The following is a 22,743-nucleotide window of genomic DNA, read 5'->3' as shown; positions in this document are numbered from 1 at the left end:
CGCATGACCCGCAATAACCCGCAAACCCGTGAATGGCAGGCCCTGAGCAACGATCATCACCTGGCGCCGTTCAGCGACTTCAAGCAGCTCAAAGAGAAAGGCCCGCGCATCATCACCCACGCCAAGGGCGTCTACCTTTGGGACAGTGAAGGCAACAAGATCCTCGACGGCATGGCTGGCCTCTGGTGCGTGGCCGTCGGTTACGGTCGCGAGGAGCTGGCCGATGCCGCCAGCCAACAGATGCGCGAACTGCCGTACTACAACCTGTTCTTCCAGACGGCCCACCCGCCGGTGCTGGAACTGTCCAAAGCCATCGCCGACATCGCCCCTGAAGGCATGAACCACGTGTTCTTCACCGGCTCCGGCTCCGAGGGCAACGACACCATGTTGCGAATGGTCCGCCACTATTGGGCGATCAAGGGCCAGCCGAACAAAAAAGTCATCATCAGCCGCAAGAACGGTTATCACGGCTCGACCGTCGCGGGCGCGAGCCTGGGCGGCATGACCTATATGCATGAGCAGGGCGACCTGCCGATCCCGGGCATTGTCCACATCGCCCAGCCTTACTGGTTCGGTGAAGGCGGCGACATGAGCCCCGAAGAGTTCGGCGTGTGGGCGGCCAACCAGTTGGAAGAAAAGATCCTGGAGATCGGCGTGGACAACGTCGGTGCGTTCATCGCCGAACCGATCCAGGGCGCCGGTGGCGTGATCGTGCCGCCGGACAGCTACTGGCCACGCATGAAGGAAATCCTCGCCAAGTACGACATCCTGTTCGTGGCCGACGAAGTGATCTGTGGCTTCGGCCGTACCGGTGAGTGGTTCGGTACCGACCATTACGGGTTGAAACCGCACATGATGACCATCGCCAAGGGCCTGACCTCCGGCTACATCCCCATGGGTGGGCTGATCGTGCGCGACGACGTGGTTGCGGTGCTCAACGAAGGCGGCGACTTCAACCACGGCTTTACCTACTCCGGTCACCCGGTGGCCGCGGCGGTGGCCCTGGAAAACATCCGCATCCTGCGCGACGAGAAGATCATCGAGCGTGTCCACAGCGAAACGGCACCCTATTTGCAACAACGCTTACGGGAACTGAACGATCATCCGTTGGTGGGTGAAGTACGTGGGGTCGGTTTGCTGGGGGCGATCGAACTGGTCCAGGACAAGGCCACGCGCAAGCGCTACGAAGGCAAGGGCGTGGGCATGATCTGCCGGCAGTTCTGCTTCGATAACGGGCTGATCATGCGCGCGGTGGGCGACACCATGATCATTGCGCCGCCGCTGGTGATCAGCAAGGCCGAGATCGATGAGTTGGTGAGCAAGGCGCGGCAGTGCCTGGACCTGACCCTCAGTGCGTTGCAAGGCTAAGTGCTAGGCTCTGAGCGAGGTGCCTGCGAGGGCCTCGCCCAGCGTGAACAAAAGGCTGGGCTTGTGTTGAAAGCCTGGCCTGTAACTTGCCAGACTACCGCCTGTTCAAGTTGCCAGAGAGCCGGCTACTGAACTGTGGCTAAGAAGAATAACTGGAGCACTTTTTCATGAAGGCATTAGGCATGAAGACATTAGGTATGAAGATAGCTGGCAAGACCCTCCTCGCCATGTCCCTGATGGGCATGATGGCGGGCGCCGTCCAGGCGGACGACAAAGTGCTGCACGTCTATAACTGGTCCGACTACATTGCGCCGGACACCGTTGCCAAGTTCGAGAAGGAAACGGGGATCAAAGTTGTCTACGACGTGTTCGACAGCAACGAAACCCTGGAAGCCAAGTTGCTGGCTGGCAAATCCGGTTATGACATCGTGGTGCCGTCGAACAACTTCCTGGCCAAGCAGATCAAGGCCGGCGTCTACCAGGAGCTGGACAAGTCCAAGCTGCCGAACTGGAAGAACCTGGACACCGACCTGCTCAAGGCCGTCGGCGATGCCAGCGACCAGGGCAACAAACATGCCTTCCCCTACATGTGGGGCACCATCGGCATCGGTTATAACCCCGAGAAGGTCAAGGCCGCATTGGGCGTCGACAAGATCGATTCCTGGGACGTCCTGCTCAAGCCCGAGAACATCGCCAAGCTCAAGAGCTGCGGCGTGAGCTTCCTCGATTCGCCAACCGAAATGATTCCGGTGGCCCTGCATTACCTCGGTTATCCGACCGACAGCCAAGACAAGAAGCAACTGGCCGAGGCCGAGGCGCTGTTCCTCAAGTTGCGTCCATCGATCGGTTACTTCCACTCGTCCAAGTACATTTCCGACCTGGCCAACGGCAACATCTGCGTCGCCGTGGGTTACTCGGGTGATATCGAGCAATCCAAGAGCCGCGCTGCCGAAGCTGGCGGCAAAGTGAAGGTGGCCTACACCATTCCGAAGGAAGGTGCCGGTTCGTTCTATGACATGGTCGCCATTCCCAAGGATGCCGAAAACGTCGAGGCCGCTTATAAGTGGATGAACTTCATCATGCAGCCGGAAGTCATGGCGGAGATCACCGACAACGTGCGTTTCCCTAACGGCAACAAGGCCGCCACCGCTCTGGTGGACAAGGAAATCTCCGGTGACCCGAGCATCTATCCATCGGACGAAGTGAAGGCCAAGCTGTACGCCATCGCCGACCTGCCAGCCGCGACCCAGCGGATCCTGACCCGCAGCTGGACCAAGATCAAATCCGGTAAATAAGCCGGCCTGAAGCACCCTCCTGTTGTCGCGGCCAGCGCGGCGGCGGCAACAGGAACCCATAAATAACTAAAAGTTTTGCGGGATCGGTTTATCGAGGGTAAGTTGCGCGCCGGTTTTGTTGCAGGGCCCCAGCAAGGGTCACGTAACGGGGGCAACTTGGGCCCAACTATTTAAGAGGACCTCCACGTGCCAGTCTTTTCTTTGTTACGCAACGCCTTGCTGGTGGGCGCCGGCCTGACGCTCGCCGTCAGTGCCCAGGCTGCCTCCACTGTGCATATTTATAATTGGTCGGACTACATCGGCGGGACCACCCTGGCGGATTTCGAAAAAGCCACGGGCATCAAGCCGGTGTATGACGTGTTTGACTCCAACGAAACCCTGGAAGGCAAGTTGCTGGCCGGGCGCACCGGTTACGACGTGGTCGTGCCGTCCAACCACTTCCTCGGCAAGCAGATCAAGGCCGGGGCGTTCCAGAAGCTCGACAAGACGCAGTTGCCCAACTACGCCAACCTCGACCCGGTGCTGCTCAAGCGCCTGGAAAAGAACGACCCGGGCAACCAGTACGCGGTGCCTTACCTGTGGGGCACCAACGGCATCGGCTATAACGTCGAGAAAATCAAGGCAGTCCTGGGTGTCGACAAGATCGATTCGTGGGCCATGCTGTTCGAACCGGAAAACATCAAGAAGCTGTCCAGCTGCGGCGTTTCGTTCCTCGACTCGGGTGACGAGATGATCCCGGCGATGCTCAACTACCTGGGCTTGAACCCCAACAGCGAAGACCCTGAAGACTACAAGAAGGCCGAGGCTCAACTCCTCAAGATCCGGCCTTACGTGACCTACTTCAATTCCTCCAAATACATCTCCGACCTGGCCAACGGCGAGATCTGCGTGGCCGCCGGTTTTTCCGGGGACATCTTCCAGGCCCGCGAACGTGCCAGCGAAGCCGGCAAGGGCGTCGACATCGCCTACGTGATTCCCAAGGAAGGCGGCAACCTCTGGTTCGACATGCTGGCGATTCCCCGTGATGCCGGCAACGTCAAGCAAGCCCATGCCTTCATCAACTATGTGCTCAAGCCTGAGGTCATCGCCCAGGTCAGCGACGTTGTCGGTTATGCCAACCCGAACCCCAAGGCTGGCGAACTGATGGACCAGAAAGTACGCACCGATGAAGCGGTTTATCCACCGCAAGCGGTCGTCGACAAGCTCTACGTCAACTCCGAGTTGCCGCCCAAGATCCAACGACTCATGACCCGCAGCTGGACCAAGGTCAAGTCGGGTAAATAAACGTCAACACTCTTGTTCGCCTCCGTGGGGCGAACTGCAAATTCTGTGGGAGTTTCGTAAATGGCAGTTGCCTCCGGCGCCTATAAGAAAGCCCTCGAGGGCGACCAGACACCCAAGCAGGTGCTGGTCAAAATCGACCGGGTCACGAAGAAGTTCGACGAGACGATTGCCGTGGACGATGTGTCCCTGGAAATCAAGAAAGGCGAGATCTTCGCCTTGCTCGGCGGTTCGGGATCGGGCAAATCCACTTTGCTGCGCATGCTGGCCGGTTTCGAGCGGCCCACCGAGGGGCGGATTTTCCTCGACGGCGTGGACATCACCGACATGCCGCCCTACGAGCGGCCGATCAACATGATGTTCCAGTCCTACGCCTTGTTCCCCCACATGACCGTGGCGCAGAACATCGCCTTCGGCCTGCAACAGGACAAGATTCCGAAAGCCGAGATCGATGCCCGCGTGGCGGAGATGCTCAAGCTGGTGCAGATGAGCCAGTACGCCAAGCGCAAGCCGCACCAACTGTCCGGCGGCCAGCGCCAGCGGGTGGCCTTGGCCCGTTCCCTGGCCAAGCGGCCCAAGCTGTTGCTGCTCGACGAGCCGATGGGCGCCCTGGACAAGAAGCTGCGTTCGCAAATGCAGCTTGAGTTGGTGGAGATCATCGAGCGGGTCGGCGTGACCTGCGTCATGGTGACCCACGACCAGGAAGAGGCCATGACCATGGCCGAGCGCATTGCGATCATGCACTTGGGCTGGATCGCCCAGATCGGCAGCCCGATCGACATCTACGAAACCCCGACCAGCCGGCTGGTCTGCGAGTTCATCGGCAACGTCAACATCTTCGAGACCGAAGTGGTGGACGACGCCGAAGGCCATGCGGTGCTGACCTGCAAGGACCTGGACCGCAACATCTACGTGGGCCACGGCATCAGCACCTCGGTGCAGGACAAGTCCGTGACCTACGCCATTCGCCCGGAAAAACTGCTGGTCACCTCCGAGCAGCCGACCTGCGAGCACAACTGGTCCAGCGGCAAGGTCCATGACATCGCCTATTTGGGCGGTCACTCGGTGTTCTATGTCGAGCTGCCGAGCGGCAAGCTCGTGCAATCCTTCGTCGCCAACGCCGAACGCCGTGGCCAGCGCCCGACCTGGGGCGACCAGGTGTTCGTCTGGTGGGAAGACGACAGCGGCGTGGTGCTTCGCTCATGAACATGCGCAAACTCAAACGCCGACTCGATCGAATAACGCCCGGTGGCCGCCAACTGGTCATCGGGGTGCCTTTCATCTGGCTGTTCCTGTTCTTCATGCTGCCGTTCTTCATCGTCCTGAAGATCAGCTTCGCCGAAGCCGACGTGGCCATTCCGCCCTACACCGAGATCTACAGCTACGTCGACCAGAAGCTGCAGGTGCTGCTCAACCTCGCCAACTACGTGATGCTGAGCGAGGACGAGTTGTACATCGCCGCCTACCTCGGCTCGCTGAAGATGGCCTTGATCAGCACGGTCCTGTGCCTGCTGATCGGTTACCCGATGGCCTACGGCATCGCCAATGCCCGCAAAGAGATGCAGACGGTGCTGGTGCTGCTGATCATGATGCCGACCTGGACCGCGATCCTGATCCGCGTCTATGCGTGGATGGGCATCCTCAGCAACAACGGCTTGCTCAACGGCTTTCTGATGAGCATGGGTTGGATCAGCGAGCCTCTGCAGATCCTCAACACCAACCTGGCGGTGTATATCGGGGTCGTCTACTCCTATCTGCCGTTCATGATCCTGCCGTTGTACGCCAACCTGGTCAAACACGACCAAAGCCTGCTGGAGGCCGCCTCCGACCTGGGTTCGAGCACCTTCAACAGCTTCTGGAAAATCACCGTGCCGCTGTCCAAGAACGGCATCATCGCCGGCTGCATGCTGGTGTTCATCCCCGTGGTGGGTGAGTTCGTGATCCCGGAACTGCTGGGTGGCCCGGAAACCCTGATGATCGGCAAAGTGCTGTGGCAGGAATTCTTCAATAACCGAGACTGGCCGGTGGCGTCCGCCCTGGCGGTGGTGATGCTGGCGATCCTGATCGTGCCCATCATCCTGTTCAACCGCAGTCAGGCCAAAGAAATGGAGGGCAAGGAATGAAGCGCTTCAGTTTTTCAAGCCTGATGCTGGTGCTGGGTTTGCTGTTCATCTACGCGCCGATGCTGATTTTGGTGATCTACTCGTTCAACGCCTCGAAACTGGTGACGGTGTGGGGCGGCTGGTCGGTCAAGTGGTACGTCGGTCTGCTGGACAACAGCCAGTTGATGGGCTCGGTAATGCGCTCGCTGGAAATCGCCTGCTACACGGCGATTGCCGCGGTGGCCCTGGGGACGCTGGCGGCCTTCGTGCTGACCCGCATCACCCACTTCAAGGGCCGCACGCTGTTCGGCGGCCTGGTCACCGCGCCGCTGGTGATGCCGGAAGTGATCACCGGCCTGTCGCTGTTGCTGCTGTTCGTGGCCATGGCGCAGATGATCGGCTGGCCCCAGGAGCGTGGCATTGTCACGATCTGGATCGCCCACACCACGTTCTGCGCGGCCTATGTGGCGGTGGTGGTTTCGGCACGCTTGCGTGAGCTGGACCTGTCCATCGAAGAGGCGGCCATGGACCTCGGTGCGCGGCCGTGGAAGGTATTCTTCCTGATCACCATCCCGATGATCGCGCCGTCACTGGCGGCGGGGGGCATGATGTCCTTTGCGTTGTCCCTGGACGACCTGGTGCTGGCGAGCTTCGTTTCCGGTCCGGGTTCGACGACCTTGCCGATGGAAGTGTTCTCGGCCGTGCGCCTGGGGGTGAAACCGGAAATCAACGCCGTGGCGAGCCTGATCCTGCTGGCGGTGTCGCTGGTGACTTTCCTGGTCTGGTACTTCAGCCGCCGCGCCGAAGAAAATCGCAAGCGCGCGATCCAGCAAGCCATCGAAGAAAGCGCCGCCGATTCCTGGAAACAACCGGAAGTCCGCCGGGCCGAGACCGCGCCGGTCTGACCCGACGCTGGGCCTGCATGTGGGAGCGAGCCTGCTCGCGAAAGCGGTGTGACAGCCAGCGAAGATGCTGAATGTCAGATCGCCATCGCGAGCAGGCTCGCTCCCACAGGTGTTTTTGTCGCCTGCAAATCCATGGTCAAACGCAGTTCCCCTTGTGGGAGCGAGCCTGCTCGCGAAGACGGCAGTACATTCAACACTTATGTTGGCTGATACACCGCCATCGCGAGCAAGCTCGCTCCCACAGGTGTTTTTTGTCGCCTGCAAACCGTGGTCGAACGCAGTTCCCATTGTGGGAGCGAGCCTGCTCGCGAAGACGGCAGTACATTCAACACTTATGTTGGCTGATACACCGCTTTCGCGAGCAAGCTCGCTCCCACAGGTGTTTTTTGTCGCTTGCAGAACCGTGGATCGAACACAGATCCCTTGTGGGAGCGAGCTTGCTCCGGGCGGCGATCCGACGATAGCGGACTGTGCGGTTATTCGTCCGTCACTTCTTCAACGCGTCATGAGCCTCCAGCGCTCGCAGGGAGTAGATGTACGCCGCGCCCGCGTTCAGGGACACCGCGGTGGCCAGGGTGGCGGCGATTTCTTCGCGGGTGGCGCCGGCCTTGATGGCGGCGTCGGTGTGTACGCCGATGCAGCCGTCACAGCGGGTGGTGATGGCCACGGCGATGGAGATCAGTTCCCGGGTCTTGGCATCGAGCACATTGTTCTCGGCCGCGGCTTCGTCCAAGGCCATGTAGGCCTTGACCATCTTCGGATTGCTTTTGCCCAGGGCACCAAAGGCGCTCTTGATGGTGGGCAGCAGCTCGGACCAGTTGTTGAACATAGCGTTGACTCCTGTGGAAGAGACGGGCAAGTGTGCCCCTGTAGTCTTGACCATCCATGACGATCAAGCCCGGTTAACGATAAAAAAGTCCTGCACGCCCGATTCAGGGCGCCCGGGCCGGCAACAGCTTCAAGGTGCCATGGGTGTTGGCCGTCACTTCCTCCTCTGCCAGATGCGCCTGGTGATACAGCCCCTCGATGTACGCCTCGGCCTGATCCTCGTAATGCTTGTCGAACGGCACGCCGCTCTGGCCAACGGGATTGATGGTGACACTGTGGCTCGGGTCGGCGAAGTCGATGATGCGCCGAGTCGAAGGCCCGTAGGTCACCGGCCACGGCGCCGGTCCGATCCGGGCGGAGAGATTGTTGGGCACTTCGTGGGTGCCGGGCGCGGCGAACGGGCCGACGTTGAAGATCCGGTCCAGCGGCTTTTGCAGGCCCAGCGGGTGGCCGTGGGTCAGGGTGTGGGCCTTGCCCCATTGCCATTGCGTGGCGTCTTCGCCGAGGGTGGCCTTCAGATGGGCGAGGCTCTTGTCCCAGGCCTTTTTAACGGTGTCGGCACGGGTCTCGGTGCCGAGTGTCGTGCGGTCATCCCACCACGGTGAGTCTTCGGAGGCTGCCAGGCGTGGCAGGGCCGCGTCGATCACCCGGGTCGACAGGGCCGTTTCGAAGAACCCGTCGCCCAGTTCATCGTGCAGGGCGGCATCGGCCAGGTTGAACAGGAACTGGTTGAACAGCGTGGCGCTGATGGAGTCCAGGGGGTAATCGCCCGGCCATTGGGCCAATTGTTCCACCCATTTGCGTTGCTGCGGGTCACTGACCACCTCACGCAGCACCGGCAACAGCGGCGCAAGTAGGCGAGGGCCGTAGGCGGTGGTGGTGCCCAACTGCAGTTTCTGGGTGCTTTCCAGATCCCACTTCGCCTGCTTGTCGCTGAGCTGGTGGTTGAGTTGCTGGCCACGGTCGGCAAGGTTGTAGTAGCCGGGGATCTCGATGCCGCTGGCCGGCACCGGTTGGAAATTGGCCGAGACGATGTAACCCCGCGCCGGATTTTCTTCCTGCGGGTTGCTGCTGAACGGATAAAAACCTTCCTTTTCCGCCTCCGGGCTGCTGCCATCGAGAATGAAGCCTGGCTTCACGCCGGCGGGGCGCTTGGGCAATTGCGCGGCGGCCCACCAGCCGATATCCCCCTTGGCATTGGCCCAGACCACGTTCAGCCCCGGTGCGTGGATCTTGGCCGAAGCGCCGCGGGCCTTGGCGAGGGTGTCGGCGCGGTTGAGCTGGTAGAAGGCGTCGAGGATCGGATTGCGACTTTCCAGGAACCCCCACCACATGGCGACCGGGGTCTTGCCGGCGTTGGCGCCGAGGGCATCGTTGACGATCGGACCGTGGGGCGACTGGCGCAGCACCAGCGTCACCGGCGCCTGGCCCTTGACCGCGATCTGCTGCTCGCTGCGGGTCATGTCCACCCATTTATCGCGATACCAGACCTGCTCGGGATTGTCCGGGTTGACCTTCTCGGCGATCAGGTCCAGGTCGTCGTTCTGGAACATGGTGACGCTCCAGCCGAAATCCTTGTTCATGCCCAGCGTCGCAAACGGCATCAGTGCCTGGTAATGCCCGTAGAGCTCGAAGCCGGGAGCCGACAAGTGTGCCTCGTACCACACCGACGGCGTGGAAAAACGAATGTGCGGGTCGCCCGCCAGCAACGGCTTGCCGCTGCGGGTACGGCTGCCGGCGACCGCCCAGGCGTTACTGCCTTCGAACTGCGGCAAGCCATTGTCGGCCAGGGCTTGCTCGCTCAGGCGGGCCAGGGCGTTGAGGTCTTTCCAGTCGGCGGCGGCCAGGGGCAGGCCAGCCTTGCGTCCTTCAGCCAGCACGCCCTGGGGCTGCCAGTCGAGGTCGAAAATATTCAGGTAGTTGGCACCCAGCACATCGCGCACATAGGTCAGCAGGGGTTCGGTGCGAAAGGCCGCGGCGAAGCTGTAGGCCATGTAGCCGGTGATGCTCACGGTGTCTTCGACGGTGAACGGGCGCTTGGGAATGCCCAGCACGTCGAACTCCACGGGACGGGTGTGGCTGTCCTGGTAGGCGTTGATCCCGTCCAGGTAAGCCTGCATGGCGACCCAGGCCGGGGATTGCGGGTCCTGCTCGGTGATGTAGGTCGCGGCACGCTCGCGGATACGCAGGCTGCGCATCAGCTTGTCGGTGTCCAGCAGCTTCGGCCCCAGCACCTCGGCCAGCTCGCCCCGGGCGAGGCGGCGCATGATCTCCATCTGGAACAGCCGGTCCTGGGCATGGACATAACCGAGGGCGCGGTGCAGGTCGGCTTCGTTCTCGGCGCGAATATGCGGCACACCGCGTTCGTCGTAGCGCACCGTCACCGAGCCCAGCAGCCCTTGCACCTGCATCGTGCCTTGGCGGGTGGGCTGCTTGCTGTAGAGATAGCCGCCCGCGACGATGATCGCGGTGACGATCAATGAGAGGAAGGCGATGAGGGTGCGTTTCATGGTGAGTCCTTATTCTGGTGACAGCGCTGCCATGGCCTCGCTGTTCGTTCCCTGTTTAACATGCCGCTGCGCGACTTCGCATCGCTCCTCGGGAGGATTTCCCGTCTTATTCCTTGCCTGATGTGTCCTGGGCCCAAGGACAATAGCAACCCACCGCCATCGTATGCGTCGCATTGACCGCCCGACCGCTGCTCAACGCTTCAAGAATCGGCTCGATGAAGCTGTTGCTCGAATTACAGGTCAGGCCTTCGCTGTAGGGGCCGAAATACGCGAGCTGACCGCTGCGATCCCAGATCGCCACAGCCGGGCTGGCGGGGATCTGGCTGGAGCCGGGCAGGCTTGGGAGCGGCTTGAGGTTGTTCAGGGTGGCCGGTAACTGACCCTGGCTGCCGGGCTTTTGTACCGCATAGAACTCGACGCCTTGCGGTACGTATTTATCCACCAGTTCGGAAAGGTGCTGCTGATTGCCGACGTTGCACGGGCACGCCGGGTCCCAGAAATGCACCAGGCGGATCGCGCCGGGGCCGGCCAGGTCGGCGGGCAGGCGCAGAGGGTCGCCGGAAAATATCGCGGTGTGTTGGCTGAAGGCCCGCAGGAAACGGCCCTGGAACCAGTCGTAGGCCACCCACAATACGACGGCGCATCCGAGGGCGAGCAGGCTGGCAAGCAAGGTCGTGCGGTGGGGCGGGCGCATGGAGTCGATCCTCTGAAGCCGCGTAGCTTGCCATGCTTGCCGCGACAGATGAATATCGCAGGCCTGTAAAGTCTGTTTCGCGCGCTGCGCCCATGCCTGGAAATCTTGATGCCTGCCACTTTCGATCCCGATCACCTGCGTGCCAGCCTGCAACCGTTGGCCCAGTGGCAAGCCCTGTCCGAGCAGGCCCAGGCCTACCAGCGGTTCTATGGGCTGGATTTCCCCCAGCGCAGTGTGCGCAAGGGATTAGGGCGCTTCGAGGTGGGCGGGTATGAAGTGGTCAGCCAGGTCTGGTGGCCGGAAAAAGCCGTGGCGACGTTGTTTGTGTTCCACGGTTACTACGATCACATGGGGCTGTACCGGTACTTGATCGAGTGGGCTCTGGAGCAGCAATTCGCGGTGATTGCTTGCGACTTGCCGGGCCACGGCCTGTCCAGCGGCGAACGCGCCAGCATCGGGGATTTCGCCGAGTACCAGGCCACCTTGCAGGGCCTGTTGGCCGAGGCCGCGACGCTGGACCTGCCGCATCCCTGGCACTTGTGTGGGCAAAGCACTGGCGGCGCCATCGTGGTCGATCATGTGCTCAACCACGGCGCGCAGAGCCCGGCCCAGGGTCAGGTCATCCTGCTGTCGCCCCTGGTGCGGCCGCGGGCCTGGGGCTGGTCGCGCCTGAGTTATTACCTGCTCAAGCCCTTCGTGACCGGCATCGCCCGGCGTTTCAGCGAGAACTCCACCGACCCGCAGTTCCTGCCTTTCTTGCAAGCCGACCCGTTGCAACCGCTGCGCCTGCCCACCGCCTGGGTGGGGGCATTGGGGCAATGGATCAAGCGTATCGAAGCCGCCCCGAGCAGCCCGCGCCAGCCCTTGATCGTGCAGGGGCAGGCGGACATGACGGTGGACTGGGTGCACAACCTGAACGTGCTGCGCAGCAAGTTCGACCGGCCGCAGGTGTTGATGTTGCCTGAGGGGCGGCATCACTTGGCGAACGAGGCGCTGGCGATGCGGCAGGAGATGTTTGGGTTCTTGACGAAGCGGATGAGCAGAGTCAGGCGGTGACTGGGCTATTGCTATCGCGAGCAAGCTCGCTCCCACACAGGATCTTCGGCGATCACAAAACCTGAGTTCACTGTGGGAGCGAGCTTGCTCGCGATAGCGGTGCCGAACTACTGCCCCAGCGTTTGCCCTACCGCCAACCCTGCCCGAATCGCCGCCAGGGCCGCCTGATAATAAGCCTGGCCCTCGGTCGATTCGGCGAAGGTGGCGAATTCTTCCAGCTCGGTATCCGTCAGGTCACGGTAGACGTACAGCAGCGTGTTGTTCAGGTCCGAGCCAATCTGTTCCATCAGTCGCTGGCGCTGGCCGTTGAGCATGCCCTGGGCCTGGCCGGCACCCAAGAGTCCCGGGATCATCGAACTCAGGCTGTCGGCCGCCACGCCGGCGATCGCCAGGCTGACTTCGGCGCCGGCTTCGCGGGCGGGGAGGGCCTGGGCCAGGTGGCCGATGATCAACAGGCGGTTGTCGCTGGCTTGCATCTTAGGCAGGCCCTTGGCGTTTTTCGCCAATTGGTCGCGCCGGGTCGCCAGCAATTCGGCCGCCACGACCTTGCGGCCCAGGGGCGACTGGAAAAAGGCCAGGGCCGGGTTCGGGTCGCGAAGCTTGCTGCGTATTTGCGCCTCGGCCCGCTGGTCCATGGCCTGGGGGGCGAAACGTTGATTGCTGTTGTTCACCAGCGCCTGGAACACCGCCGGCGGCAGGCTGCTCTGGTAGCGTTGCTGGGCGGCGCTCAAGGCATCATTGAAATGCGCCCGCTGTTCCGGCCAGCCGGCGACCTTGTACAACTGGTCGTAGCTGTCTGCCCAGGCGGGCAAAACGCAGAACATCAACAGTGAGAAAAGCAAACGGCGCATAGGGACTCCTGTCAGCAGCCGACTATTCTCCGTGGGGTGTGGAGTCTTGTCGAGAATTCGTATCAAGTTCGTACGGCGGTGCTCTTGGAGGTAAAGAACCGACGCAGCGAACCGCTGCGTGGCGCTGTCGGTTTTGCAGGCGCCGGCATACTATGCGCGCCATGCAAATACCTTCTGATCACCCGCTGCTGTTACGTATCGTCGACGACCTGGCCGAGCGCGGCTGGTCGCAGCAGAACCTCTTCCTGCCGGACGCGCTGACCCGCGCCCTGGCGGCCGAATGCCGCCAGCGTGCCGCCGAGGGTGAGTTGGCCCCGGCGGCGGTCGGACGCGGGCCGTTCTCGGAGATTCGCGAAGGGATCCGGGGTGATCGCATCCAGTGGATCGAGCCCGGCCAGGCGCAAGCCTGCGACCAATACCTGACGCTGATGGACAGCCTGCGAGAGGCGATGAATCGCGGGTTGTTCCTGGGCCTGGAAGACTTCGAAAGTCACTTTGCCCTGTATCCACCCGGCGCGTTCTACCTCAAGCATGTCGACCGCTTTCGCGACGACGACCGGCGAATGGTGTCGGCGGTGCTTTATCTCAACGACGATTGGTGGCCGGAACACGGCGGCCAGTTGCGCATGTACCTGGAGGACGGCGTGGAGCGTGACGTGGTGCCCATCGGCGGTTGCCTGGTGGTGTTCCTGTCGGGAGACATCCCCCACGAAGTGCTGCCGGCCACGCGGGATCGCCTGTCTTTGACCGGTTGGTTCCGCCGTCGCGGCAACGAGTTGTTCTGAATATGGAAAAAATCCTGGTCAGCCGCTGCCTGCTCGGCCATCGCGTGCGCTACGACGGCGGTGCCAGCGGGCCGTTCGATCAACTCCAGCAGTGGCTTGATCAAGGCCGGGTCGTACCGCTGTGCCCGGAAGTCGCTGGCGGCTTGCCCACCCCGCGTGCGGCAGCGGAGATTCCTGGGGGGCAGGGCGGGCAAGTGCTTGACGGTCAGGCCGCGGTGATCACCACCGATGGCGAAGATGTGAGCGCGCAATTTCTGTCAGGCGCGTATCAAGCGCTGGAACAGGTGCGAGTACATGGCATCCGCATCGCGGTGCTCAAGGCCAACAGCCCGTCGTGCGGCAACCTGCTGACCTATGACGGGACGTTCAGCGGTGTGAAAGTCAGCGGCGAAGGGGTGACGGCGGCGTTGCTCAAGCGCCATGGCGTGCGGGTGTTCAATGAGTTGGAGTTGCCTGAAGCGGCGGCGGCCCTGAAGGCCTTGAGCAACGACTGATTGCCCAGGCGTTGATTGCTTTTGTGGCGAGGGAGCTTGCTCCCGCTGGGCCGCGAAGCGGTCCTGAAACCTGACACCCCGGTGTGTCAGGCCAATCGCGTTCCGGCATTTTGGGGCCGCTTCGCAGCCCAGCGGGAGCAAGCTCCCTCGCCACAGGTGTTAACCATGTCCTCGGACCAAACAGTTTTGTGTACTGCCAAAGGGTACTTGGCCAGACCTTGTGTCGCTCAGAGCTGCTCGGCCAACTGCTCTATCTGCTCCTGCCGCTCCGCCTGGCTCAACCGCGGCTGGGGATTGAGGGATGACCATTGCGGATGCGCCCGGGCCTTGTTCAGGGCTTCGGGCAGCTTGCCCTCTCGCCAGGTCTTGTCCTGGGGCGTGGCGATGCGGATGCTGTCCAGCGCCGCGTGGCCGCGCAGGTTGAGGGCTTGCAGCAACTGTCCTTGGCGCAGGGCCAGCAGGCGCAGCACGCTGTCGTCGACCGTCAGCTCCCGTTGCCCCTTGAGTTTGCCCATCAGCCGGTTGCCGTAGCTGCGGGCGGTTTGCAGGGTGCCGCCGACAATCGCCCCAGCCAGGGCGGCGGCGCCTAGGGTCAGGCCACCTACCAGCAAGTCCACCCCGGCACCGGCCGCCGCGCCCGCCGCGATCCCGCCGCCGACGCGTACACCCAGTTGCTTGAGGGTTTCGGGGTTGAACAGGTCATCGCCCCAGCGCCCGTCGAGCAGCGGCAGGTCGCTGGCGGCGGCGTCCTGGGGGCGGAACGCGTAGAGCTTGAGCAGGGCTTCGACACAACGCTGTTCGCGTTGACGCACCGCGTTGCGCAACTCGCCAATGGCCTGGCGTTCCAGTTCGGTATCGCTGGCGACGCTGCGTCGGCAGGCGGCGCAGTCGATCAGCAGTTCGGCGATCAAGCGCGCCGCGCTCTGCTGGCGGGCCAGGCGTTGGGCCTGTTGGTCGGCGACCAGTCGCTCCAGTTGCCCACGGGCGCTTTCCAGCAACAACGCGAGGCTTTCATACAGGCGTCGCTCGCCGTCCTCGGGCGGGGCGACGCTGTCAAAGCGTACCAGGGCGTGCAACCCCAATCGCGCCAGGGCTTCGCGCCAGTCGGGTTCGCGATGCTGGGCGCTGCTGACGAAATTCAGCACCGGCAGCAGCGGTTTGCCACAACTGGCGAGGACTTCCAATTCATCGCGGTACTTGGCCAGCACCGGTTCCCGGGCATCGATCACATACAAACCGGCGTCGCTGGCGAGCAATTGCCGCAGCACCTTGGCTTCCTGTTCGAAGCGTTGTCGCGCCTCGCTACCCTCGAGGAAGCGAGCCAGGCGCGCCGGGCCGTCGAGGCGTTCGCCAGGACGCTCCAGGCGCTCGAGGTAATCGAGCAGGGCGATGGCGTCTTCCAGGCCCGGCGTGTCGTACAGCTCCAGCAACGCTTCACCGTCCACCGACAGGCGCGCACCTTCGACATGCCGGGTGGTGCTTGGGCGGTGGGACACCTCGCCGAAGCCGACGTCGCGGGTCAAGGTCCGCAGCAACGAGGTCTTGCCCACGTTGGTGTGGCCGACCACGGCCAGTTTCAGCGGCTTCACGGGGTCAGTCATGACCGCTCTCCAGCCAGTTCAAGGGCATGCAATCGGCAAAGGGCAACTGCAGCTGTTGCAGCGCGGTGTGCCAGTCGCCCAGGCGCTCGGCGTCCAGCGCTTCGCCGGGCGGCGCCTGCAACAGCCAGACGCGGGTGGCGTTGGCGCTGCGGGCCAGCTCGGCGATCAGCGCCAGGCTGCCACGGTCCGGCGAGCGACGTGGGTCGCAGGCAATCGCCAGGCGTGCCGGCGGAAAACGCGACAGCTGTTCGAGGAGTTTGTGGCGTGACTCGCGGCTGTCGAGGATGCCGGCGCTCTTCACGGTCTCGGGCAGCTTGGGCGGCCAGGGCCGATCATCCAGTTCGATCGCCACCAACAGCGCGCCGTCGCTGTCCATCGCACTGACGGCACTTTCGACTCGATGCAAATGCGCGGGAGCGGCGTCGTTGACGCCCAGGCGTTCGCTGCTGGGCATTAAGCGCTCACGTAGCTGTGCGTAGCCGGGCAGGTTCAAGTCCAGGCGCAGCGTGGCGCGACCGCGTCGCCAGCGCCATAGGCACAGCAACGCCAGGCCCAGGCGCGGCAGCACGCCATAGGCCAGCAGCACGCCGACCAGCCAGGCGGCCCAGGCCTGGCGGGCGCTTTCGATGTTCAGCGCGGCGTCGCCACTGGCGCGGATCATGTCCTCGGTCGGCACGCTGAAGCCCAGCAGTGCCGGCAGCGTGCCGAGGGCCTGGGTCATGGCGACGAAGGTTTCGCTGCCCAGCAGGGTGGTTTCCCAGACGAAGCCATAGCGCCGGGTCGCCATCAGCAGCAGGACGATGACCAGCGCGCTGAGCATCGCCAGCAGCCACAGGCCATTGACCAACACACCGAGGGCCCAGCGATTGAGTTTGTGCCGTTGCAACAACAGCAGCAGGGCTGGCGCCAGTTGGGCGGCCTTGGCGTCGCGGGCGAGTTTTTCGCTGAGCCACAGCCACAGGCGTCCCAGTGCGGCACCTTGCTCACCGGCAAAGACCAGGCCCATGGCCCAAGCGATGAGCAGCACCAGATTCAACCCCAACAGGCTGCCCAAGGCCCAGAACACATTGACCGGTGCCTGGCCGTCACCGAGGGCGGCCAACCCGAGGCCGGCGCCGCTGATGACGGCGAGCAGCGCCAAGGCGATCAGCGCCAGGCGCGCCCCTTGCAGCCAATGGCGCAGGGCTTGCGTGAGGCCATCGCGCTCGGCCAGCCAACGGGCGCGCTGATGGATGCGGGCGGATAGATCGCCGCCTGACGCACGGGCCAGGCGATTGGCTTCCTGGTCTTGGAGCGGGCCGGCGTGCTCTTCACGCAGGCGGATCGTCTCGGTCAACCAGAGGTTCTGCAGTACTGTCACGGGGGCTTCCGTTGCTCGAATGAGGGTTGAGCATAACCGCTGTGATGCCTGTCGGGGTACGCCGGGCCTCTGGTATCCTCGCGGCCATGAACAAAACTCTCCCCCTAAGCCTGATCGCAGCCCTCGGTGAAAACCGTGTGATCGGCGTCGACAACAGCATGCCCTGGCACCTGCCGGGGGATTTCAAATACTTCAAGGCCACCACCTTGGGCAAGCCGATCATCATGGGGCGCAAGACCTGGGATTCCCTCGGTCGACCGCTGCCGGGGCGGCTGAACATCGTCGTCAGTCGCCAGCCGGGTCTGGTGCTGGAAGGTGCCGAGGTGTTTTCCACCTTGGAAGCAGCCGTGGCGCGGGCCGAGGCCTGGGCGCTGGAGCAGGGTGTCGACGAATTGATGTTGATCGGCGGCGCCCAGCTCTATGCCCAGGCCCTGGAGCAGGCGGATCGACTGTACCTGACCCGCGTGGCGCTGAGCCCTGAGGGAGATGCGTGGTTTCCTGAGTTCGATTCGAGCCAGTGGCAGCGGGTCTCGAACCAGCCGAACCCGGCTGAAGGCGACAAGCCGGCCTACAGCTTTGAGGTGTGGGAAAAGCGTTAAAAGCATCGCGAGCAAGCTCGCTCCCACAATGGATTTCTGGCGAACACAGAATCTGTGATCACTGCCGATCCCTGTGGGAGCGAGCTTGCTCGCGATAGCTATCCATCAGGCGCCACCCATCAAGCGTGCACCAACTCCCCATGCTCCTGGGCATCAAGCAATGCCTTGTCCGTCTGCTGCATCACCTGGCTGGTGATCGCCCCGGCGGTGATCGAGCCGCTGACGTTCAACGCCGTACGGCCCATGTCGATCAAGGGCTCGACGGAAATCAGCAAGGCCACCAGCGACACCGGCAAGCCCATGGCCGGTAGCACGATCAGCGCGGCGAACGTCGCGCCGCCACCGACCCCGGCCACCCCGGCCGAACTTAACGTCACGATCGCCACCAGTGTCGCGATCCAGACCGGGTCCAGCGGGTTGATGCCTACGGTCGGTGCGACCATCACCGCCAGCATGGCCGGGTAAAGGCCGGCACAACCGTTCTGGCCGATGGTGGCGCCGAACGAGGCGCTGAAGCTGGCAATCGCCCGGGGAATGCCGAGGCGGCTGGTCTGGGCTTCGATGCTCAACGGGATGGTGGCCGCGCTGGAGCGGCTGGTGAAAGCGAAGGTCAACACTGGCCAGATCTTGCGGAAGAAGCGCAATGGGTTGATGCCGGCAGCGGACACCAGTAGGCCATGGATCACGAACATCAGGCCCAGCCCCAGGTATGACACCACGACAAAGCTGCCGAGCTTGATGATGTCCTGCAGGTTGGAGCCGGCCACGACTTTGGTCATCAGCGCCAGCACACCGTATGGCGTCAGCTTCATCACCAGGCGCACCAGGCGCGTCACCCAGCTTTGCAGGGTGTCGATCGCGTTGATCACTTTCTGGCCTTTCTCCACGTCATCCTTGAGCAACTGCAACGCCGCGACGCCGAGGAACGCGGCGAAGATCACCACGCTGATGATCGACGTCGGCTTGGCCCGCGCCAGGTCGGCAAAGGGGTTTTGCGGAATGAACGAAAGCAGCAGTTGCGGGATGTTCAGGTCGGCGACCTTGCCGGCGTAGTCGTTCTGGATCACTTGCAGGCGCGCCAGCTCCTGGGTTCCGGCCACCAAGCCTTCGGCGGTGAGGCCGAACAGGTTGGTCAGGCCGATGCCGATCAGCGCGGCGATGGCGGTGGTGAACAGCAGCGTGCCAATGGTCAGGAAGCTGATCTTGCCCAGGGACGAGGCGTTATGCAGGCGGGCCACGGCGCTGAGGATTGAGGCGAAGACCAGTGGGATCACGATCATCTGCAGCAACTGCACGTAACCGTTGCCCACCAGGTCGAACCAGCCGATAGAGGCCTTGAGCACCGGATTGCCGGTGCCATAAATCGTGTGCAGGGCGATACCGAACATCACGCCCAGCACCAGCGCCAGCAGCACTTTCTTGGCCAGGCTCCAGGTGCGGTGACGGGTTTGCGCCAGGCCGAACAGCAAGGCGAGGAACACCAGCAGGTTGAGGATCAGCGGCAGATTCATCAAAAGAGACTCCGATAAGACGTGCCAGTCGCCCGAAGCCGCGACTGTGAGCCGGGAAGCCTAACAGCCTGATATCTAATGAATTAATACTAAAAAGGCATGTTGATTGTCGTTTATGGAATAAGGACTTGGCGTTTGCGGGTATGTCGCTGGCGTGATCAGGACGCAAGCGGTCGCGGCTGGGCGAGGACTGTCATACGCATTTGTTAGCGTCGAGTTCTTTGATCCCGGGAGAAATACCGATGAAGCTCGCACCTCGTTTTCTCGCTGTCGCCTTGAGTCTTGGCCTCGTCGGCCAGGCACTTGCCACCGAACTCAAGCACTGGCCAGCGGAGCAGGCCAAGGCCTTGGACGCGATGATCGCCGCCAACGCCAACAAGGGTAACTACGCGGTGTTCGACATGGACAACACCAGTTACCGCTACGACCTTGAGGAATCGTTGCTGCCGTTCATGGAGAACAAGGGCCTCATCACCCGGGAAACCCTTGACCCGTCCTTGAAGCTGATGCCGTTCAAGGACACGGCCGACCATAAGGAAAGCCTGTTCAGCTATTACTACCGTTTGTGCGAAGTGGACGACATGGTCTGTTACCCGTGGGTGGCCCAGGTGTTCTCGGGCTTCACGCTCAAGGAGCTCAAGGGCTATGTCGATGAGCTGATGGCGTCCGGCAAGCCGGTGCCGACCACTTATTACGATGGCGATAAGGTGGTCCAGTACAACGTCAATCCACCGAAGATCTTCACCGGCCAGGCCGAGCTGTACAACAAGCTGATGGAAAACGGCATCGAGGTCTATGTCATGACCGCCGCTTCCGAAGAACTGGTGCGCATGGTCGCCGCGGACCCGAAATACGGCTACAACCTCAAGCCGCAGAACGTGATCGGCGTGACCACGCTGCTCAAGGACCGCAAGACCGGCGAGCTGACTACCGCGCGCAAGCAGATCACCAACGGCAAATATGACGAGAAAGCCAACCTTGGCCTGGAGTACACGCCGTACCTGTGGACCCCGGCAACCTGGATGGCCGGCAAGCACGCGGCGATCCTGACGTACATCGACGAATGGAAAAAACCGGTGCTGGTGGCGGGTGACACACCGACCAGTGACGGCTACATGCTGTTCCACGATGTGGACGTGGCCAAGGGCGGGATTCATCTGTGGGTCAACCGCAAGGACAAGTACATGACCCAGATCAACGGCATGATGGCCAAGCACGCCGCGGCCCAAGCCAAGGAAGGGTTGCCAGTGACGGCGGACAAGAACTGGGTGATCGTCAAGCCTGAAGACATCCAGTAATCCCCCAGGTTCTGGAAAAATGCACAAACCTGTGGGAGCGAGCCTGCTCGCGATTGCGGTGTGTCAGCCAGCAAAAATGTTGCTGATCCGCCGCTATCGCGAGCAAGCTCGCTCCCACAGGGATCATCAGAGATTCGAAAGGGGATGAACCCGTGGCGAGGGAGCTTGCTCCCGCTGGGCTGCGCAGCAGCCCCAAGGTCGTCAGCCCACGCATTGAGGTGAGGGACGAATTATGGGGGCCGCTTCGCGACCCAGCGGGAGCAAGCTCCCTCGCCACAAAAGATGACTTGGCTCAAAGGGTCGAACTGAAGCCCAAAAAAATGCCCCGCACTTGGCGGGGCTTTTTTATGGGTAGCGTTTACAGGCCGTCAAGCATCGCCTTGTTACGCACCGCGCCCTTGTCGGCGCTGGTGGCGAGCAGGGCGTAGGCCTTGAGGGCCGTGGTGACTTTGCGTGGACGCACTTCCACCGGTTTCCAGCCCTTGTTGTCTTGTTCGATGCGGCGCCCGGCCAGTTCTTCGTCGCTGATCAACAGGTTGATCGAGCGGTTCGGAATGTCGATCAGGACCTTGTCGCCATCGCGCACCAGGCCGATGGCGCCGCCCGCCGCCGCTTCCGGCGAAGCGTGGCCGATGGACAGGCCCGAGGTGCCGCCGGAGAAGCGGCCATCGGTCAGCAAGGCGCAGGCTTTGCCCAGGCCCTTGGATTTCAGGTAGGACGTTGGGTAGAGCATTTCCTGCATGCCCGGGCCGCCTTTCGGGCCTTCGTAGCGAATGATCACGATGTCGCCGGCCTTCACTTCGTCAGCGAGGATGCCGCGCACGGCGCTGTCCTGGCTTTCGAAAATCTTCGCGTTGCCTTCGAACACATGGATCGACTCGTCGACGCCGGCGGTCTTCACCACGCAGCCGTCCAGGGCGATGTTGCCGTACAGCACGGCCAGGCCGCCTTCCTGGGAGTAGGCATGCTCGACGCTGCGGATGCAGCCGTTTTCACGGTCGTCGTCCAGGGTTTCCCAACGGGTCGACTGGCTGAACGCGGTTTGCGTCGGGATGCCCGCCGGGCCGGCCTTGAAGAAGTGATGCACGGCCTCGTCGGTGGTCTGGGTGATGTCCCACTTGGCGATGGCCTCGGCCATGCTCTTGCTGTGCACGGTCGGCAGGTCGGTGTGCAGCAGGCCGCCACGAGCCAGGGAGCCGAGGATGCTGAAGATCCCGCCGGCACGGTGCACGTCTTCCATGTGGTACTTCTGGATGTTCGGCGCGACCTTGCACAGCTGCGGTACGTGACGGGACAGACGGTCGATGTCGCGCAGGTCGAAATCGATCTCGGCTTCCTGGGCCGCGGCCAGCAAGTGCAGGATGGTGTTGGTGGAACCGCCCATGGCGATGTCCAGGGTCATGGCGTTTTCGAACGCCTTGAAGTTTGCGATGTTGCGCGGCAACACCGACTCGTCGTTCTCGCCGTAGTAGCGCTTGCACAGCTCGACGATGGTCCGGCCGGCCTGCAGGAACAACTGTTCGCGGTCGCTGTGGGTGGCCAGGGTCGAACCGTTGCCCGGCAATGCCAAGCCCAAGGCTTCGGTCAGGCAGTTCATCGAGTTGGCGGTGAACATGCCGGAGCACGAACCGCAGGTCGGACAAGCGCTGCGCTCGTACTCGGCAACCTTCTCGTCAGAGGCGCTGGAGTCGGCGGCGATCACCATGGCGTCGACCAGGTCCAGGCCGTGGCTGGCGAGCTTGGTCTTGCCGGCTTCCATCGGACCGCCGGAGACGAAGATCACAGGGATGTTCAGACGCAGGGCGGCCATGAGCATGCCGGGGGTGATCTTGTCGCAGTTGGAAATGCACACGATGGCATCGGCACAGTGGGCGTTGACCATGTACTCGACCGAGTCGGCGATGATCTCGCGGCTCGGCAGCGAATAAAGCATGCCGTCGTGGCCCATGGCGATGCCGTCGTCCACGGCGATGGTGTTGAATTCCTTGGCAACGCCGCCGACGCGTTCGATTTCCCGGGCAACCAGTTGGCCGAGGTCCTTGAGGTGGACGTGGCCCGGTACGAACTGGGTGAAGGAGTTGGCAATGGCGATGATCGGCTTCTTGAAGTCGTCATCCTTCATCCCCGTGGCGCGCCACAAGGCACGGGCGCCGGCCATGTTGCGGCCATGGGTGGATGTTTTCGAGCGGTAATCAGGCATGGAGC

19 protein-coding genes are annotated in these 22,743 nt (G+C 62.6%); 11 read left to right on the top strand and 8 right to left on the bottom strand.

Annotated features, from left to right (window positions below; all coding sequences use genetic code 11):
* Window positions 1–3 precede the first annotated feature (3 nt).
* From ACIPQ1_RS03980 to ACIPQ1_RS03955, 6 genes are all read left to right on the top strand, one after another.
* Complete coding sequence (locus tag ACIPQ1_RS03980) at window positions 4–1,368, top strand: aspartate aminotransferase family protein (RefSeq protein WP_446533634.1); 1,365 nt, start codon at window positions 4–6, stop codon at window positions 1,366–1,368.
* A 197-nt stretch (window positions 1,369–1,565) separates the two neighbouring features.
* Complete coding sequence (locus tag ACIPQ1_RS03975; protein WP_250964363.1) at window positions 1,566–2,663, top strand: polyamine ABC transporter substrate-binding protein; 1,098 nt, start codon at window positions 1,566–1,568, stop codon at window positions 2,661–2,663.
* Between the two features lie 186 nt (window positions 2,664–2,849).
* Complete coding sequence (locus ACIPQ1_RS03970; protein ID WP_411385900.1) at window positions 2,850–3,947, top strand: polyamine ABC transporter substrate-binding protein; 1,098 nt, start codon at window positions 2,850–2,852, stop codon at window positions 3,945–3,947.
* 60 nt (window positions 3,948–4,007) lie between these two features.
* Complete coding sequence (locus ACIPQ1_RS03965) at window positions 4,008–5,150, top strand: ABC transporter ATP-binding protein (RefSeq protein ID WP_122567462.1); 1,143 nt, start codon at window positions 4,008–4,010, stop codon at window positions 5,148–5,150.
* Window positions 5,147–6,067: an ABC transporter permease subunit gene (locus ACIPQ1_RS03960; RefSeq protein WP_411385899.1), complete on the top strand. Its 921-nt coding sequence runs from the start codon at window positions 5,147–5,149 to the stop codon at window positions 6,065–6,067. Before ACIPQ1_RS03965 ends, ACIPQ1_RS03960 begins: the two co-directional genes overlap by 4 nt.
* On the top strand, window positions 6,064–6,951 hold the full coding sequence (locus tag ACIPQ1_RS03955) for an ABC transporter permease subunit (protein ID WP_186707565.1): 888 nt from the start codon (window positions 6,064–6,066) through the stop codon (window positions 6,949–6,951). Before ACIPQ1_RS03960 ends, ACIPQ1_RS03955 begins: the two co-directional genes overlap by 4 nt.
* 487 nt (window positions 6,952–7,438) lie before the next feature.
* Here ACIPQ1_RS03955 and ACIPQ1_RS03950 read toward each other — a convergent pair whose 3' ends face one another.
* The 3 genes from ACIPQ1_RS03950 to ACIPQ1_RS03940 form a co-directional block, all read right to left on the bottom strand.
* Window positions 7,439–7,780 (bottom strand): carboxymuconolactone decarboxylase family protein, encoded by a 342-nt coding sequence (locus ACIPQ1_RS03950; protein WP_014340738.1) that lies wholly within the window; start codon window positions 7,778–7,780, stop codon window positions 7,439–7,441.
* Between the two features lie 103 nt (window positions 7,781–7,883).
* On the bottom strand, window positions 7,884–10,289 hold the full coding sequence (locus ACIPQ1_RS03945) for a penicillin acylase family protein (RefSeq protein WP_446533633.1): 2,406 nt from the start codon (window positions 10,287–10,289) through the stop codon (window positions 7,884–7,886).
* A 106-nt stretch (window positions 10,290–10,395) separates the two neighbouring features.
* Window positions 10,396–10,983 carry a DUF6436 domain-containing protein gene (locus ACIPQ1_RS03940; RefSeq protein ID WP_411385897.1) on the bottom strand — a complete coding sequence of 196 codons (588 nt, stop codon included), beginning with the start codon at window positions 10,981–10,983 and terminating at the stop codon, window positions 10,396–10,398.
* Between the two features lie 108 nt (window positions 10,984–11,091).
* On the opposite strand from ACIPQ1_RS03940, the gene ACIPQ1_RS03935 reads away from it, so the two are divergent.
* The gene (locus ACIPQ1_RS03935) at window positions 11,092–12,039 is read left to right on the top strand and encodes an alpha/beta hydrolase (protein ID WP_446533632.1); all 948 of its coding nucleotides are present in this window, start codon (window positions 11,092–11,094) and stop codon (window positions 12,037–12,039) included.
* Between the two features lie 107 nt (window positions 12,040–12,146).
* On the opposite strand, the gene ACIPQ1_RS03930 is transcribed toward ACIPQ1_RS03935, so the two are convergent.
* Window positions 12,147–12,890: a DUF2059 domain-containing protein gene (locus tag ACIPQ1_RS03930; protein WP_411385896.1), complete on the bottom strand. Its 744-nt coding sequence runs from the start codon at window positions 12,888–12,890 to the stop codon at window positions 12,147–12,149.
* A 152-nt stretch (window positions 12,891–13,042) separates the two neighbouring features.
* Here ACIPQ1_RS03930 and ACIPQ1_RS03925 point away from each other — a divergent pair, with 152 nt between their 5' ends.
* Both ACIPQ1_RS03925 and ACIPQ1_RS03920 read left to right on the top strand, forming a co-directional pair.
* Window positions 13,043–13,675 carry a 2OG-Fe(II) oxygenase gene (locus tag ACIPQ1_RS03925; protein WP_446533631.1) on the top strand — a complete coding sequence of 211 codons (633 nt, stop codon included), beginning with the start codon at window positions 13,043–13,045 and terminating at the stop codon, window positions 13,673–13,675.
* Between the two features lie 2 nt (window positions 13,676–13,677).
* The gene (locus ACIPQ1_RS03920; RefSeq protein ID WP_250964346.1) at window positions 13,678–14,169 is read left to right on the top strand and encodes a DUF523 domain-containing protein; all 492 of its coding nucleotides are present in this window, start codon (window positions 13,678–13,680) and stop codon (window positions 14,167–14,169) included.
* Between the two features lie 227 nt (window positions 14,170–14,396).
* Here ACIPQ1_RS03920 and ACIPQ1_RS03915 read toward each other — a convergent pair whose 3' ends face one another.
* Together ACIPQ1_RS03915 and ACIPQ1_RS03910 are read right to left on the bottom strand one after the other, a co-directional pair.
* Window positions 14,397–15,770, bottom strand: coding sequence for a GTPase/DUF3482 domain-containing protein (locus ACIPQ1_RS03915; RefSeq protein ID WP_446533630.1), 1,374 nt, complete (start codon window positions 15,768–15,770; stop codon window positions 14,397–14,399).
* Window positions 15,763–17,130: a DUF2868 domain-containing protein gene (locus ACIPQ1_RS03910; protein ID WP_446533629.1), complete on the bottom strand. Its 1,368-nt coding sequence runs from the start codon at window positions 17,128–17,130 to the stop codon at window positions 15,763–15,765. Before ACIPQ1_RS03910 ends, ACIPQ1_RS03915 begins: the two co-directional genes overlap by 8 nt.
* Window positions 17,131–17,216: 86 nt before the next feature.
* On the opposite strand from ACIPQ1_RS03910, the gene ACIPQ1_RS03905 reads away from it, so the two are divergent.
* Window positions 17,217–17,729, top strand: coding sequence for a dihydrofolate reductase (locus tag ACIPQ1_RS03905; RefSeq protein WP_446533628.1), 513 nt, complete (start codon window positions 17,217–17,219; stop codon window positions 17,727–17,729).
* 119 nt (window positions 17,730–17,848) lie between these two features.
* On the opposite strand, the gene ACIPQ1_RS03900 is transcribed toward ACIPQ1_RS03905, so the two are convergent.
* Entirely contained in the window at window positions 17,849–19,240 is a 1,392-nt protein-coding gene (locus ACIPQ1_RS03900) for an L-cystine transporter (protein WP_446533627.1), read from the bottom strand.
* Between the two features lie 242 nt (window positions 19,241–19,482).
* Between ACIPQ1_RS03900 and ACIPQ1_RS03895 the strand changes: the two genes are divergently transcribed.
* Window positions 19,483–20,538, top strand: coding sequence for a haloacid dehalogenase-like hydrolase (locus ACIPQ1_RS03895; RefSeq protein ID WP_250964341.1), 1,056 nt, complete (start codon window positions 19,483–19,485; stop codon window positions 20,536–20,538).
* A gap of 358 nt (window positions 20,539–20,896) precedes the next feature.
* Here the strand turns inward: ACIPQ1_RS03895 and ilvD are convergent, their stop codons facing one another.
* Complete coding sequence (ilvD, locus tag ACIPQ1_RS03890) at window positions 20,897–22,738, bottom strand: dihydroxy-acid dehydratase (protein ID WP_053126275.1); 1,842 nt, start codon at window positions 22,736–22,738, stop codon at window positions 20,897–20,899.
* Window positions 22,739–22,743: the final 5 nt, after the last annotated feature.

This window comes from Pseudomonas sp. LARHCG127, from assembly GCF_052871455.1.
The sequence above is the reverse complement of the archived record's forward strand: the minus strand, read 5'-3'. Positions and strand labels throughout refer to the sequence as shown.